Source organism: Hyphomicrobiales bacterium (assembly GCA_039973685.1).
Classification (GTDB): domain Bacteria; phylum Pseudomonadota; class Alphaproteobacteria; order Rhizobiales; family JACESI01; genus JACESI01.
Genome location: JBDWKL010000043.1, coordinates 79,830 through 94,564, shown reverse-complemented (window position 1 = coordinate 94,564; position 14,735 = coordinate 79,830). Strand labels below are relative to the sequence as shown.

General features: G+C 47.2%; 12 protein-coding genes. All 12 read left to right on the top strand.

All coding sequences use genetic code 11. From position 1 onward, the window contains the following. Positions 1 to 464 precede the first annotated feature (464 nt). Positions 465 to 2,189, top strand: coding sequence for an aldehyde ferredoxin oxidoreductase C-terminal domain-containing protein (locus tag ABJO30_11565; GenBank protein ID MEP3233455.1), 1,725 nt, complete (start codon positions 465 to 467; stop codon positions 2,187 to 2,189). Then, entirely contained in the window at positions 2,186 to 2,521 is a 336-nt protein-coding gene (gene fdxA, locus ABJO30_11560; GenBank protein ID MEP3233454.1) for a ferredoxin FdxA, read from the top strand. Before ABJO30_11565 ends, fdxA begins: the two co-directional genes overlap by 4 nt. A 74-nt stretch (positions 2,522 to 2,595) precedes the next feature. After that, positions 2,596 to 3,456 carry a xanthine dehydrogenase family protein subunit M gene (locus ABJO30_11555; GenBank protein MEP3233453.1) on the top strand — a complete coding sequence of 287 codons (861 nt, stop codon included), beginning with the start codon at positions 2,596 to 2,598 and terminating at the stop codon, positions 3,454 to 3,456. Then, positions 3,440 to 6,181, top strand: a complete 2,742-nt coding sequence (locus tag ABJO30_11550) for a molybdopterin cofactor-binding domain-containing protein (GenBank protein ID MEP3233452.1) — start codon at positions 3,440 to 3,442, stop codon at positions 6,179 to 6,181. Before ABJO30_11555 ends, ABJO30_11550 begins: the two co-directional genes overlap by 17 nt. Before the next feature lie 54 nt (positions 6,182 to 6,235). Beyond that, positions 6,236 to 7,672, top strand: a complete 1,437-nt coding sequence (locus ABJO30_11545; protein ID MEP3233451.1) for a 6-hydroxynicotinate reductase — start codon at positions 6,236 to 6,238, stop codon at positions 7,670 to 7,672. A gap of 10 nt (positions 7,673 to 7,682) precedes the next feature. Continuing rightward, on the top strand, positions 7,683 to 8,606 hold the full coding sequence (locus ABJO30_11540; GenBank protein MEP3233450.1) for a UPF0280 family protein: 924 nt from the start codon (positions 7,683 to 7,685) through the stop codon (positions 8,604 to 8,606). Next, entirely contained in the window at positions 8,599 to 9,183 is a 585-nt protein-coding gene (locus ABJO30_11535; protein ID MEP3233449.1) for an amino acid synthesis family protein, read from the top strand. The genes ABJO30_11540 and ABJO30_11535 overlap by 8 nt, the downstream gene beginning before the upstream one ends. Further along, the gene (locus ABJO30_11530) at positions 9,180 to 9,758 is read left to right on the top strand and encodes an amino acid synthesis family protein (protein ID MEP3233448.1); all 579 of its coding nucleotides are present in this window, start codon (positions 9,180 to 9,182) and stop codon (positions 9,756 to 9,758) included. The genes ABJO30_11535 and ABJO30_11530 overlap by 4 nt, the downstream gene beginning before the upstream one ends. Positions 9,759 to 9,942: 184 nt before the next feature. Next, a complete protein-coding gene (locus tag ABJO30_11525; GenBank protein MEP3233447.1) occupies positions 9,943 to 11,157 on the top strand; it encodes an ABC transporter substrate-binding protein in 1,215 nt (404 codons plus the stop codon). Between the two features lie 82 nt (positions 11,158 to 11,239). Then, positions 11,240 to 13,102 (top strand): ABC transporter permease, encoded by a 1,863-nt coding sequence (locus tag ABJO30_11520; protein MEP3233446.1) that lies wholly within the window; start codon positions 11,240 to 11,242, stop codon positions 13,100 to 13,102. Further along, positions 13,099 to 13,872, top strand: coding sequence for an ABC transporter ATP-binding protein (locus ABJO30_11515; GenBank protein ID MEP3233445.1), 774 nt, complete (start codon positions 13,099 to 13,101; stop codon positions 13,870 to 13,872). Before ABJO30_11520 ends, ABJO30_11515 begins: the two co-directional genes overlap by 4 nt. Then, positions 13,869 to 14,570 carry an ABC transporter ATP-binding protein gene (locus ABJO30_11510; protein MEP3233444.1) on the top strand — a complete coding sequence of 234 codons (702 nt, stop codon included), beginning with the start codon at positions 13,869 to 13,871 and terminating at the stop codon, positions 14,568 to 14,570. The genes ABJO30_11515 and ABJO30_11510 overlap by 4 nt, the downstream gene beginning before the upstream one ends. Positions 14,571 to 14,735 lie beyond the last annotated feature (165 nt).

Genomic DNA, 14,735 nt, shown 5'->3' with positions numbered 1-14,735 from the left:
TGTTGCAGAGAAGTTGGCCAATTAAAACGAGTCGTCTCACAAGAGTGACAACCGTTGTTTCCAATCCTAAGCAATCTCAAGATTACGGATTATTCATTTAAACATTTGCACCGCAAGCCTTTGCACGCTCATTTACTGCCGATCATTTCTGTAGGCTCTTAAACTAAGCGCTAAAAATATGAATGTTCGATTTTTATTTCATATGCATACTAACGATAATGTAGGCGACTGAAAAATGTCAAGTCATTGTCACCTAATAAGTCATCAACAGATTACTCGTGAATAAACAGCAGGGCTTAATGTCTGCACACTCGCACGGGAATGTAGATTGTGTTTTTTTGCGCTTTGTTTAATTGTTTATCATTCGCAGTTTACAAACATTTTATTTGTTCGTATGCTAATTAATAATAGAGTGCTATCACTAAGCTTCTTTAGGGTTGTGCTTGCATTGGAGGGGATTTGCTATGAGGAAGCATATTGAGATTGATCTGAAGTCGCAGGCTATTGAAAGTCAAGAGATGTCAGCGCGTGCTGTTGCTGAGGCTGGGAGATATTTAATTGCTCGCACCTTGGTTGAGCGAGATGTGGCAAAGGTTGATCCGCTTGCACCAGAAAACCCGCTGATTTTCTCCGCAGGCCCTTTTGCAGGAACTAATTTTTCCAATGCCAATAGATTGAGTGTGGGGTGTAAGAGCCCTTTGACTGGCGGAATAAAGGAAGCCAATAGCGGCGGCACTTTTGCTTATGCAATGGGCCAATTGGAAATTGGCACGATCATATTCAATGGCGCCTCAGATGATTGGGTTGTCCTGCATATTCCAAAAGAAGGCCCCATCACTTTTCATGATGCAGCACCTTATATGGGGCTAGGTAATTTTGATTGCGCCGCCAAACTCCATGAAGAATATGGGCAAAAAGTATCCCTCGCGCTTTGCGGTCCTGTTGGCGAATATCTCGGCCTTATGGCTGGTATCGCGTTTTCAGATACCGATAACAGACCATCACGCTTAGCGGCTAGAGGTGGTGTGGGTGCAGTGATGGGCGCTAAGAAAATTAAAGCGATCGTCATCGATAAGCACAAAATGCCGCCTGTGCATGATCGTAAAAAGGTCATGGGTGCGGTAAAAGAATATGGCAAAATGCTGAATGAGGCGGTTCCGATCCAAACGTTGAAGTCCACAGGGACAGCAATGGTGGGGGATCTCACAAACTACATGGGCGCATTGCCCGTTCGCAATTTTTCATCAGGACAACTAACACCTCCAGACGGTGGCCCGTTGAAGATGGGCGGTGATTACATTCGTGAGTTAAATTCCTCGCGGGGTGGTGAAATTTCACACGCATGTATGCCTGGTTGTTTGATCAAATGTAGCAATGTGTACGTTGATAAAGATGGCCGAGAGCTTGTTTCTCCCTTGGAGTACGAGACCATTGGTTTGCTTGGCACTAACTGCGGGTTGACCGAACCTGATGATGTCGCACTGCTCAATGAAACGGCCAACGATCTCGGTGTGGATAGTATCGAACTTGGTGCAACCATTGGGGTGTTGATGGAGGCTGGTGAAGCCGAATTTGGCGATCTGGAATTCATGAAACATTGTTTGACGGAAATTCGTGCTGGTGGCGAACGTGGGGAATTTCTCGCGCAAGGAACAGCACGTGTTGGCGAGGGGCTTGGTGTGGAGCGTGTTCCCGTCATCAAGAAGCAGGCAATTAGTGCTTATGATCCGCGTATCATTGAAGTCACCGGAATTTCAATGATGTTGACGGCCCAAGGCGCTGATCACACCGTTGGAAATGCGCCAGGTTTCAAGTGTGATGATAAGTCCATTGAGGAGCTGGTCGCTGAAAGCTTCAGAATGCAGGTCAATAGTGCCGTTGCTGACTCTTTTGGTCTTTGTGTTTTCGGTAGATCAGTAACAGATGACAATTTAAAGCTCATCGCCGATGCCATAAATGATGCCCATCAATGTGATGTTGATCCTGATTTCATCAAGGATATTGGAATTGAAACGTTGCGGCTTGAAAAGGCGTTCAATGATGATGCTGGATTCACCGCTGAAGATGATGAGTTGCCAGAATTTTTCTTAAAAGAAGAGCTTCCACCAACGGGCCAAAAGGCGCGCTTGAAGAGTGGTGAAATCAACGAATATATGGCCAATTTGATTGAAACGAGGGTGGTGTATTGACGTACGTCGTAACTGAAAACTGCATTAAATGTAAGTATCAAGACTGCATTGAAGTTTGTCCTGTCGATTGTTTTTACATCGGTGAAAATTTCATTGTGATCCATCCTGATGAATGTATCGACTGCGGTGTTTGTGAGCCTGAATGCCCTGCTGAGGCAATTAAAGCAGATACAGAACCTGGGCTGGAGAAGTGGTTAGAAATCAACGCAAAATATGCAAAGGTTTGGCCAAATATCACAGAGCAAGGTGAGGCTCCTGCTGATGCTGCAAAGTGGGATGGAGTGGCATCGAAAGAGGCTCATCTATCACCTGAACCGGGTGTTGGTGATTGAGACGTTTAATCGATATGCGCTCTATAGAATTTGAAAATGCCGTTGAGCTCGTTTGTGAACCAATGAGATAGAATATGATATTTGAATGTCCAAAAACGCTGGATGCAGCTCTTGATCTTTTATCTTCGAATAAGTGGTCAATGTTGTCGGGAGGAACAGACTTCTATCCTAGTCTGCAAGATCGGCAGCCTGAAGGAAATATACTGGATATTTCAAAAATAGCTGGCCTGAAGAAAATTACGAAACGGTCTGATGGTTCTTGGTCGATTGGTGCGTTGGTTACGTGGACTGATGTGATTAAAGCTGATCTGCCTCCAGCTTTTGATGGCTTGAAATTAGCGGCTCGCGAAGTAGGGTCCGTGCAAATTCAAAATAGAGCAACATTAGCAGGCAACATTTGCAATGCATCTCCGGCAGCTGATGGCATGCCTCCTTTGTTATCGCTAGATGCATTGGTCGAAATAACGTCAATCGACGGCAATCGTCGGCTTCCAATCTCTGCCTTTGTTTTGGGCAACCGTAAAATTGATTTGAGCGATGATGAAATTGTAACCGCGATCATTATTCCAGCAGACGCGGCAAAAGGTGCTTCGAGCTTTTTGAAGCTTGGCGCACGAAAATATTTAGTCATCTCAATTTCCATGGTTGCAGCGAGAATTGAAGTGGATGATCAAAATACAATTTTAGGCGCTGCTATTAGTGTTGGTTCGTGTTCACTTGTCGCAAAGCGGCTAACGGCACTGGAAGCGGCACTTGTTGGTCAACCGCTCGATAAAATTACGCCAGAATTCATCTTAGCTGAACACATGAAAGACTTAGCCCCAATTGATGATGTGCGGGCAAGTGGAGTTTATCGAATGGATGCAAGCCGAGAATTGGTAGGCCGCGTTATTGCCGACGTACAAGGGAGGCTTGATCATGCAAATAGCATTTAAAGTAAATGATAAAGCCGTCGAGATTGAAGCCAATCCGACCGATCGCTTGTCTGATGTTTTGCGCGATAATCTTGGTTTGACTGCGACTAAAATTGGTTGCAACGCCGGTGACTGTGGTGCGTGTACTGTGCTTATAGATGGTCAAACGGCCTGCGCTTGCTTAACGCCTGCAAACCAAGTTGAGGGGGCGGCTGTTGAGACAGCAGAAGGGCTTTCAGATAACGGCACTTTGAGTGCGTTGCAGGAAAGTTTTTTGCGTCATGGCGCAGCTCAATGTGGCATATGCACACCTGGCATGTTGATCTCGGCAAATGCGTTGTTGAACGAAAACCCGCATCCAACGCACCTAGAAATTGAAGATGCATTGGGCGGCGTACTTTGCAGGTGCACAGGGTACAAAAAGATCGTTGAAGCTGTTGCCAATACACATCGTCCAATAAGCAACGTCACACCACCTCAGGCAGGTGCAGGCGTTGGGGCGGCTATTTCTCATTTGGATGGGGTGCCAAAAGTAACCGGTGAATTGGCCTACGGTTCGGATGTTATTCCGCAAGATGCTTTGCAAGTTCTTGTTGTCAGAAGCCCTCATCATTTTGCTGATTTTGAAATTGGCGACAAAGATGGGTTTGTTGAAAATAACGCTGGCATCGTTGCGGTATTTGATGCGTCCGATATTGAAGGCGTCAATTGCTTTGGCGTTATCCCACCCTTTGCTGACCAGCCGGTCTTTGCAGAAGGCACGGCAATTTATCGCGGTGAAGCAATCGCTGCGATCGTCGGAGAGCCTGCCGCAATCAAGCAATTGAAAGGCGATGCGTTTCCCGTCAAATGGACAAAACGCAATCACGCCTTATTGCCGAGTGAAGCTCTGGCGCCCTCTATGGACCAGCTCCATAAAACGCGCGAAGGCAATGTTTTGGTGCGTGGTTATGTTGAGCGGGGCAATACGAAGGAAGCTCTCGCTAATGCCGCACACACAGTAACGGTTGCAACCTCCACGCCTTTTATTGAGCATGGGTATATCGAACCAGAGGCTGGCTATTGCATGCGCAAAGGTGATCGGCTTGAGATTTATGGCTGTACGCAAGCAGCCCAAATGGACCGTGATAGTTTGTCTGAAATTCTTGGTATGGATAAAAGCGCCATACGGGTTATGCCATCGGCATGCGGGGGAGGTTTCGGGTCGAAACTAGATATCTCATTTCAACCCTATGTAGCGCTAGCTGCTTGGCGGTTGAACCGACCCGTTACAATTTGCTACACGCGCACTGAATCCATGCGTGCCACCACAAAACGGCATCCATCCGAAATCTCGCTAACGGTGGGTTGTGATGATGATGGCTTATTAAGTGGGTTTGACTTCGACGGTACCTTCAATACTGGCGCTTATGCAAGTTGGGGCCCGACAGTTGCCAACAGGGTGCCTGTTCACGCATCTGGTCCATATTTTACGCCCGATTATTGCGCGCATTCAGTGGCTGTTCACACGAACACACCACCTTCTGGCGCATTCAGAGGTTTTGGTGTGCCGCAGTCTGCCATTGCGCAAGAAACAGCTTTTGATCAGCTGGCAGATAAAGTTGGAATTGACCGCTTAGAATTTAGAATAAAGAACGGTCTTCGCAACAATCAGCCGACCGTTACGGGGCAGGTTTTCAACAAAGGCGTTGGCATTGTAGAATGTCTTGAAGCGCTTAAGCCTGCATGGGAAAAAGCTAATGATGCAGCAAAAGCATTCAACCAATCTCAAAGTGAAACGGGCCTGAGAAAAGGTGTCGGGCTTGGGTCTTGCTGGTATGGATGTGGCAATACATCACTGCCTAATCCGTCGACAATCAGAATGGGTATTCGCAACAATGGAGACGTTGTTTTGCACCAAGGCGCTATGGATATTGGGCAAGGTGCTAATACAGTGATTACGCAAATTGCGGCTGATGCGCTGGGGGTTCCTGTTCATTCGATCACGTTGATTGATGGTGACACCGACTTAACACCAGATTGCGGTAAAACATCCGCTTCCCGTCAGACCTACGTTACAGGGTGTGCTGCAAAGCTCTCAGGTGAGCAATTGCGTCAAACCTTATTGCGTCAGGTAAATGTTGGAGAGACGGCGACAATTTCCATCTCAGGGAACGTCATCAATATCTCGGATGAAGGTGAAACAGTATCTATTCACACAGAAGAAATTGCAGCCAATGAATATGGTTATGTTTTCATGGCTGAAGAGACTTATGATCCGCCAACTTCGGCGTTGGATGAAAAGGGGCAGGGTATCCCTTATGCGGTCTACGGCTATGGTGCGCAGCTTATGGAACTTACTGTCGATACCCGCCTTGGCACCATCAAACTGGATAAGATCACCACGGCCCATGATGTGGGCAGAGCGATCAATCCAATGTTGGTGGAAGGTCAAATAGAAGGCGGCGTGGCACAGGGAATTGGATTGGCACTGATGGAAGATTATTTGCCAGGCCGTACAGAAAATTTGCATGATTATTTGATGCCGACAATTGGTGATATGCCTGAGTTTGAAAACATCATTTTGGAAGTTGAAGATGCCGAAGGTCCGTATGGCGCAAAGGGACTGGGTGAACACGTTCTTATTCCAACGGCTCCTTCAATCTTGAATGCTATTCGCGATGCCACTGGCGCAATCATCTCAGACCTTCCTGCAACGCCTGATAAAGTATTATCAGCATTGAAATCTTTGAATGGAGTTCAATAAGTGACTGAAGCTCCAGTAAAACCAGAAAAAATCCGCTGCGATGCGTGCCCCGTCATGTGTTATATCGCTGATGGGAAATCAGGTGCATGTGACCGCTATGCTAATGAAGGCGGCAACTTAGTTCGACTTGACCCGCTGGTCGTGTTGGAACGACGCATAGAAGACGGTGGTGACGTGGTTCCTTTTCTTGAAGAGGACAAGCCTTGGGATGGCAACGTCGTCAAACCGAAAGATCAGTTTGTAACGGCTATCGGGGCTGGCACAACATACCCAGATTACAAACCAGCGCCGTTCATTGTTTCTAGTGAAGTTGACGGGGTTGATATGATCACCGTCGTGACCGAAGGTATCTTTAGTTATTGCGGCGCAAAAGTAAAAATCGACACAGATCGACATCTTGGGCCTGAACGCAATCTTGTGCGTGCAAATGGAGAGCCAATTGGCCACGTAACGACTGGTGAATACGGCTCTCAAATGTTGTCACTCGGTGGTGTGCATCACCTTACTGGTGGTGGCAAAAAAGAAGGCCGCGTTACCTGCTCAACTCTATTGGCATTGTGCAACGGTGAGGCCGTTACTCTTACCATTGATGAAGGGTCAGAAATTGTCGTCCAAGCAGATAAAGCTCCCATCATAAATGGCGTTGTTGAGGAGCGAATGCGGGTTGGTTGTGGTTCTGCAACTGTCGGTATGTTTGCCTCCCAATGGAAAGATCTCGTTGATGAAGTTGTGGTGGTTGATGACCACATCACAGGCGTAATGTCTGAACACCAAGCGGGTAAAGTGATTGGATGGAAAGAAACAGGCATAAAAATTAAGGGCCGCCGTTCAACTCCAGGTCGGTATTTTCAAGTCGCTGGACCGGGCACAGGATGGGGCGGCACAAACCTTGACGATCCGTTGGTGATTTTGGGTGATTTCAACGCCAAGGTGGCGGTTGAAGGGCAATCACTGTTGATGGTTTCAACAACCGGCGAGCACTTTGCCTATTACGAATTGGATGCGGATTTAAAACCAATTCAAAAAGACATTCCTGATCGTTTGCAAAACTCAATTGAGCGCATTGAAGAAAACTGTGAACCTGCATTATGTTCCGTCCTGTTTATGGGCGGAGCAGGTGGCTCGCTTCGTGCAGGCGTTACGGAAAACCCTGTTAAATTAACACGGTCGGCGCAAGCCGCATTGACCACTGTTACCTGTGGCGGCACAGATGCCTATCGGTGGCCTGGTGGTGGCATAACCATCATGTCTGATGTCGCTCGTATGCCGGATAATTCATTTGGTTATGTCCCGACACCTGCGCTTGTCGCACCTATTGAATTCACAATGCGCCGTGAAGATTTTGAAGCGCTTGGTGGCCATATGGAATACATCATTCCAATTGAAGATGCTGTTGCAGGCGGCACAGGGTTGCAAAAAGATCATCTGTTAAAAGGGCAAAGACAGGTTGAACCTCATGCCGATAACGCATGGCCAGTGGTAGCAAAATGAGCTTATGTCGATGACAAATAAATTTACAGAGAATGTCGAAACAGGATGGCTACCCGATGGGAAGCGGTTTGCGTTAAGGCATGGACCTATAGATTTAGTCATTGAGGCCACAGGCAATGCAGATCAAGTTGCTTTGGCTTATCAAAAAGCAGTAGCGGCTTTTGAAACGGTTTTAACGAACCTTGTCGTTGAGTTGGATATTTTGAGAAAACCGCTCGGGCCAGCGCAACCGATCTTGCAAGGTGAAATTGCACAGAACATGTACCGAGCAACGTCGAAGATTGCTGGGTCTTTGTTTGCATCACCCATGATATCAGTCGCCGGAGCGGTTGCTGATTACATATTGGCTGCCATGAAAGCTGGAACCTTCCTTGAACGTGCTTACGTAAACAATGGTGGAGATATTGCGTTGTATCTTTCCAACGAAGCCCATTTTGATATTGGGATTTGCGCCGATATTGAAACAGGCGAGATCATGTCAAAAGCGCATATTGCAAGCGATCATAAGGTGGGCGGCATCGCGACCAGTGGATGGCAAGGACGAAGCCATTCTTTAGGCATTGCAGATGCGGTGACCGTGCTGGCCAAGAATGCCGCGAGCGCGGATGTGGCGGCAACCCTTATTGCGAATGCCATTGATTTACCCAATCATGCTGAAATAACGCGTGTCCCTGCAAGTGAACTTTCTCCCGATTCTGATTTAGGTCATAGACCAGTGACGGTCGCTGTGGGTATGTTACAGGATCACGAGATTGAATTGGCGTTGAGCCGAGGCCGAGCGTTAGCAAGCTCAATGATTGGGCACGGCCATATAGAGGCAGTCTTCGCAAATTTGCGCGGTCAAACATTTAATCAGGGCGCCTGCCAAAATGTCCTTAGAGGTGAAACTAGTCACCCATCTAACATGGCATCAAAGGAGTTAGTTTATGCCTGAAGTTATCGTCAGAAAACGGTTTGTCACTGTGGAAGAAATTTTCCACGAAGGAGGCCCAGTTTCTAATGTGCCTTTGAGAAGAGCAACAGCTGCAGCCGTTATTCAAAACCCATTTGCTGGTAAGTATGTTGAAGAAATCATCGGTTTCATTGACGATCTTAAGCCGCTTGGTATGTCTATGGCGAAGCAGCTAATTGAATCGCTTGGTGGCGATGGCTCTATTGTTGAAGGCTACGGTAAGGCGGCGATTGTTGGTGAGGCGGGCGAGCTTGAACATGGCGCTTTGTGGCATGCACCCGGCGGATATTCGATGCGTGAACATCTGCCAGCGTCCAATGCAATTGTGCCTTCAAGCAAAAAAGTGGGTGGAATGGGAACCCGCATTGATGTGCCTGTCACGCACTGCAATGCCTCTTATGTGCGCTCTCATTTCGATTCCATCGAAGTTGGCATTAATGACGCGCCGCGCGCTGATGAAATGATGGTGATTTTGGTCATGACGACAGGTCCGCGTATTCATAACCGTGCTGGTGGCCTTGCTGCTGCTGACATCATAGGTGAGGATGGCTTAAGATGAAAATTCGCAAAATTGTAACAACCGTCGAAGATACGCATATTGAAATTGGTGAAACGATTGATCCGCCGACAAGACGGGCAGCAGCGATCGCGGTTATTGACAATCCCTTTGCAGGTAAGTTTCAGGCTGATCTGGAAGATCTCATGGTGATTGGTGAAAAACTTGGTGGTCTTCTTGGCCAAAAGTGCGTTGAGGCGCTCGGCATTAAACCGGAACAAGCAGAGAGTTACGGTAAAGCAGCGCTAGTTGGTGAGAACGGTGAGTTGGAACACGCCGCCGCCATTCTTCATCCAAGAATGGGCAAGCCTCTTCGTGCTGAAGTTGAAAAGGGTGCCGCATTGGTTCCGTCTTCAAAGAAAATGGGCGCAATGGGCCATCCGTTGGATATACCGCTTGGCCATAAAGATGCGGCTTACGTTCGCTCGCATTTTGATGGGATGGAAGTGCGGATAAACGATGCACCGCGCGCTAACGAAATTTTGGTTGCAATCGCCGTTACAGATTCTGGTCGACCATTGCCGAGAGTTGGCGGTCTTGAGGCTAGTGATGCAATTGGCGAGGATGGTTTGAGGTAAAGACCTTACGTTTCAGTCAACTGGATGTATTTTGATGAGAGGCACTTTTGCAAGTTGCTTATTTACATATTATCATTTGCATACTAACATATTGAACGAGGGAATTTAGCTGGTTTTGATCAGTTTGAGTTGTATGTTAAAGGCGAGCAATCTTGCTTCGCTTAACTGGAAAGGGAGAAAGAATATGAAGATTAATTTGAGGAATTTTTTAACCTCAGCTTTAACTGGTGCAGCAGTTGTTGTTGCGTCGAGTTTTGCTAATGCTGCAGACACAATTAAAATTGGTGAAATCAACCACTTTAAGCGCCTTGCTGCTTTTGCTGTTCCTTATAAAAAGGGAATGGAATTGGCCATTGAGCAAGTGAATGCTGCTGGTGGTTTGCTCGGAAAACCTTTGGAAGTAATCTATCGCGATGACCAAGGTAAGCCTGGTGAAGCGGTTAAAATTGCTGAAGAGTTAGTAACCCGTGACGGCGCCGTTATGCTCACTGGTTCTATTTTCTCGCACGTTGGTTTGGCAATATCGTCTTATGCAGCAGAGAAAAAAGTACTTTATCTTGCATCTGAGCCTTTGGCAGATGGTCTGACTTGGGCAAAGGGTAACAAATATACGTACCGTTTGCGCAGTTCAACTTACATGCAAGCATCAATGCTTGCTGAAGTTGCAGCTAAATCAGACGCTAAAACATTCGCAACGATTGCACCGAACTATGCTTACGGTAAAGACGCTGTTGCAGCATTCAAAAAAGCTCTACTTAAGCTGAAGCCAGACGCTAAATTTGTCGCTGAGCAATGGCCTGCACTCTTCAAAATTGATGCTGGTGCTGAAGCACAAGCGATCGAACGCGCTAAACCAGATGCCATCTACAATGTTACGTTTGGTGGTGATTTGGCCAAATTTGTACGCGAAGGCACAACACGTGGTTTGTTTGACGGTCGCGAAGTTTTCGGTCTTTTGACTGGAGAACCAGAGTACCTAGAGCCACTTAAAGATGAAGCGCCAGTTGGTTGGAATGTAACGGGTTACCCATGGTACGACTTTACAGATGGACCGAGCAAAGCTTTTGTTGATGACTATCAAGCAAAACACGGTGAAAGCCCTAAGTTGGGTTCGCTTGTTGGTTATATGACTATTCAGTCAGTTGCCGCTGCAATCAAGAAAGCAGGGTCAACAGATACTGAAGCTCTTGTCAGTGCTTTCAAAGGTCTCGAATTGGCTTCGCCAGTTGGCAACATCAAGTATCGTGAACAAGACAACCAGTCCACAATGGGCGCTTATGTAGGCAAAATCGGCCTCAAAGACGGCTCCGGCGTTGTGGTTGATTGGTCTTATAAAAATGGCGGTGACTACACACTTTCTGATGAAGAAGTGAAGTCTCTACGTCCAGCTTCTAACTAATCTTAGTTAGCTGAGAAACCTTGCACCCGGGCGACTAAATCGTTCGGGTGTCCTTTTCTAAACTTCATAGAGTGATGCCCGGATGGAACTATTTCTTGCACAATTTATCACCGGTTTAGCAAACGCCGCGACATTATTTCTTGTTGCATCTGGCTTGTCTCTAATCTTTGGTGTCACACGTATCGTCAACTTCGCCCATGGGTCGCTATACATGTTGGGAGCCTATTTTGGTTACACCTTCATGCAGATTTTGCCGGGTGGATTTGGTTTTTGGACATCGATATTTCTGGCTGGCTTAGCCGTCGGTGTCGTCGGTATCATAGTGGAAATGTTAGTTCTCCGGCCTGTTTATAGAGCGCCAGAACTCTTCCAGCTTGTCGCGACATTTGGTGTGATCCTTGTGATCCAAGATCTCGCTTTGTTTGTGTTTGGTGCAGACGATGTTTTAGGTCCGCGGGCCCCAGGTTTAAAAGGTGTTGTACGCATCTTGGGTGAACCGGTTCCGCTGTATGATTTAGCTTTAATAGCAATCACGCCGTTCTTCTTATTTAGTTTATGGTACTTGATGGCGAAAACCCGAGTTGGCATCTTGGTGCGGGCTGCGACGCAAGACCGCGAAATGGTTGGCGCTTTGGGCGTAAACCAAGCGTGGCTGTTCACAGGTGTGTTCTTCCTCGGTTCATTTTTGGCAGGGTTAGGTGGTGCAATACAATTGCCTAAGGGTGGTGCCGACCTGTTGATGGATTTCAATATTCTAGCGGCCATCTTCGTTGTTGTAGTCATTGGCGGAATGGGGTCGTTGCCTGGCGCTTATATCGCTGCTGTCATCATTTCTGTCTTGAATGTATTTGGTGTCACCTATCTTCCACAAAGTACCTTGGTTTTGATGTTCGTGGTTATGGGTGTGGTACTCATGGTTAAACCTTATGGTCTATTTGGTCGCGAAGAAACTGCTGGAGAACATGGCCAAGTAGGGGAGCCAGAGCGTCCGATTAAGCCAGCTGGGAAAACAGTTCGATTGTTGGTTGCAGGACTACTTGTTGTTCTTGCATTCGTGCCAGTGTTCGGCACAAGCTTCTCACAAACCTTGATTGCAGATATTCTTATATTCTGCCTCTTCGCTGCCAGCCTGCACTTCATGCTTGGGCTGGGTGGCTTGGTGTCTTTTGGTCATGCTGTCTTCTTTGGTGGAGGCGCTTATGTGGCGGCACTTTTCGTAACTTATTCAGATACGCCAATGGAGGTTGCATTTCTTTTGGCACCCGTTGGCGCTGCTATGGGGGCCGTTATAATTGGTTGGTTGTGCCTACGACTGACAGGTGTGTATTTTGCAATGCTAACGCTCGCATTTGCTCAGCTGGTTTGGTCGCTTGTGTATCAGTGGGGCGAGGTGACTGGTGGGGATGATGGCCTCGTGAATATTTGGCCGTCAGATTGGTTGAACAGCACCACGCCTTACTATTACTTCACTTTGGTGTTCGCAATTGGTGGTATCCTGTTCTTGCGCCATGTTGCACACTCACCTTTTGGCTACGCATTACGAGCATCTCGAGATTCCGCGAGGCAGGCAGAAGCAACAGGCATAAACACAAAGCGTGTTCAGTTGTTCGCCATTACACTTGTCGGCGCGATGGCTGGTTTGTCCGGTGCTTTGTTTGTCTTTTCAAAGGGAAGTATTTTCCCAACAGAATTGGAAGTCGGCCGATCATTTGACGCGCTCATCGTTATATTCTTGGGCGGTGTGAAAACACTTTCAGGCGCGGTTGTCGGTGCTGCGTCTCTTGAATATGTCAAAGACATAATCACACGATTTGAGTACTGGCGTTTGACGCTTGGTTTGCTCATCATCTTCGTGGTCATTTTGGCTCCAGAAGGCATCGTCGGCACTCTACGCAAAACGTTAGAACGTATTGGCTGGATGCGCGCAGAGGGAGAAACAAAATGACCTCATTGTTAGAAGTCAAAAACCTCTCCAAGTCATTTGGTGGTATCAAAGCGGTCGATAATGTTTCCTTCGACTTGAAGCGCGGAGAACTCTTAGCGCTGATTGGACCGAACGGTGCGGGCAAGAGTACGTGTTTTAATATGCTGATGGGCCAGTTGAAACCAACAAAAGGTGAAGTGTTTTTTGAAGGCAAAAACATCGACAAACTTTTGACACGGCAAATTTGGCGCAAGGGTATCGGTCGAACTTTCCAAATCACCGGTACATATTCGTCCATGACGGTTGTTGAAAATGTCCAAATGGCGTTGATTTCGCATCATCGCAAGGTGTTTTCAATGTTCTCTTATGCGCACAAAATGTACAAAGACCGCGCGCTGGAATTGTTAGATTTGGTCAATCTAGCTGATCAGGCGGAACGTCATTGCGCTGTGCTTGCTTACGGTGATTTGAAGCGCTTAGAGCTTGCCATCGCGCTTTGCCATGACCCGCACTTACTCCTCATGGATGAACCGACAGCGGGCATGGCGCCAACCGAGCGTGAAAGCCTTATGCAGTTAACGTCGGATATCGTTGCGAACAAGAACATATCAGTTCTATTTACTGAACATGACATGGATGTTGTTTTTGCTCACTCCCATCGCATTATGGTTCTCAATCGTGGTGAGCTCATCGCGGATGGCAGTGTTGAGGAAATCAAGAACAATGAGCGCGTAAAAGAAGTATATCTCGGCGGCGGCAGCCTCTATGAAGATGAAGAGGATGGGGCATGATCGAGCTTCAAGACATCAATAGTTATTACGGAAAAGCACACATTCTCAATAACCTGAGTTTCGAAATAAACAAAGGCGAGGTCGTGTCTCTCTTGGGCCGCAATGGTGCTGGCAAAACCACAACGATGAAATCCATCATGCAACTGGTGCGCCCTAAAACGGGTACAGTGAAATTTGATGGGCAGAATATCTCCAACAAAGCACCGCACCAGATCGCGAAACGTGGTTTGGGTTATGTGCCTGAAGAACGGAGAATCTTTACTGATCTGACAATCCTAGAAAACTTGGAAGTTGGACGCCAACCCGCGCGTGAGGGTTATCCGCAATGGACACAAGAGATTTTATTTGAACTCTTTCCCAACCTGAGCGAGCGACGCCAAAATCGCGGGAAACACCTTTCGGGCGGTGAACAGCAAATGTTGACGATTGCGCGCACGCTGATGGGCAATCCTATGTGCTTGCTGCTTGATGAACCTTCTGAGGGCATTGCGCCTGTGATTGTTGAACAGATGGCCGAGACCATTTTGAAAATTAAAGCGGAAGGCTTAACCGTCGTTCTTTCGGAGCAAAATTTACACTTCGCCAGACTGGTTGCAGATAGAGCGATCATCATCGAGAGCGGTGAAAAGCGTTTTGACGGAACATTTGAAGATCTTGATAAAGATCCTTCCATTCAAGAGGCATACTTGGCGATCTAAGGTGAAATTCCCTGTTATGGATGAATTAACAGGGTAATTTCCCGATTTTTGGTAGAGTAAGTTTAATGATCGCGGGTAGGTGATTCACCTTCAGTGTTCGTCGTCAGGTTTTTTGGAACCATAGCGCTAACGTGAGGTGTGTGTGGCGTCCAACATTCGCCATTT

Bases quoted from the DNA above. Each gene is read 5' to 3' on its own strand.
- ABJO30_11535 (MEP3233449.1), top strand. From the start codon at position 8,599: ATGCCTGAAGTTATCGTCAGAAAACGGTTTGTCACTGTGGAAGAAATT.
- ABJO30_11565 (MEP3233455.1), top strand. From the start codon at position 465: ATGAGGAAGCATATTGAGATTGATCTGAAGTCGCAGGCTATTGAAAGT.
- ABJO30_11555 (MEP3233453.1), top strand. From the start codon at position 2,596: ATGATATTTGAATGTCCAAAAACGCTGGATGCAGCTCTTGATCTTTTA.
- ABJO30_11515 (MEP3233445.1), top strand. From the start codon at position 13,099: ATGACCTCATTGTTAGAAGTCAAAAACCTCTCCAAGTCATTTGGTGGT.
- ABJO30_11545 (MEP3233451.1), top strand. From the start codon at position 6,236: ATGTGTTATATCGCTGATGGGAAATCAGGTGCATGTGACCGCTATGCT.
- ABJO30_11510 (MEP3233444.1), top strand. From the start codon at position 13,869: ATGATCGAGCTTCAAGACATCAATAGTTATTACGGAAAAGCACACATT.
- ABJO30_11520 (MEP3233446.1), top strand. From the start codon at position 11,240: ATGGAACTATTTCTTGCACAATTTATCACCGGTTTAGCAAACGCCGCG.
- ABJO30_11525 (MEP3233447.1), top strand. From the start codon at position 9,943: ATGAAGATTAATTTGAGGAATTTTTTAACCTCAGCTTTAACTGGTGCA.
- ABJO30_11530 (MEP3233448.1), top strand. From the start codon at position 9,180: ATGAAAATTCGCAAAATTGTAACAACCGTCGAAGATACGCATATTGAA.
- ABJO30_11540 (MEP3233450.1), top strand. From the start codon at position 7,683: ATGACAAATAAATTTACAGAGAATGTCGAAACAGGATGGCTACCCGAT.
- ABJO30_11550 (MEP3233452.1), top strand. From the start codon at position 3,440: ATGCAAATAGCATTTAAAGTAAATGATAAAGCCGTCGAGATTGAAGCC.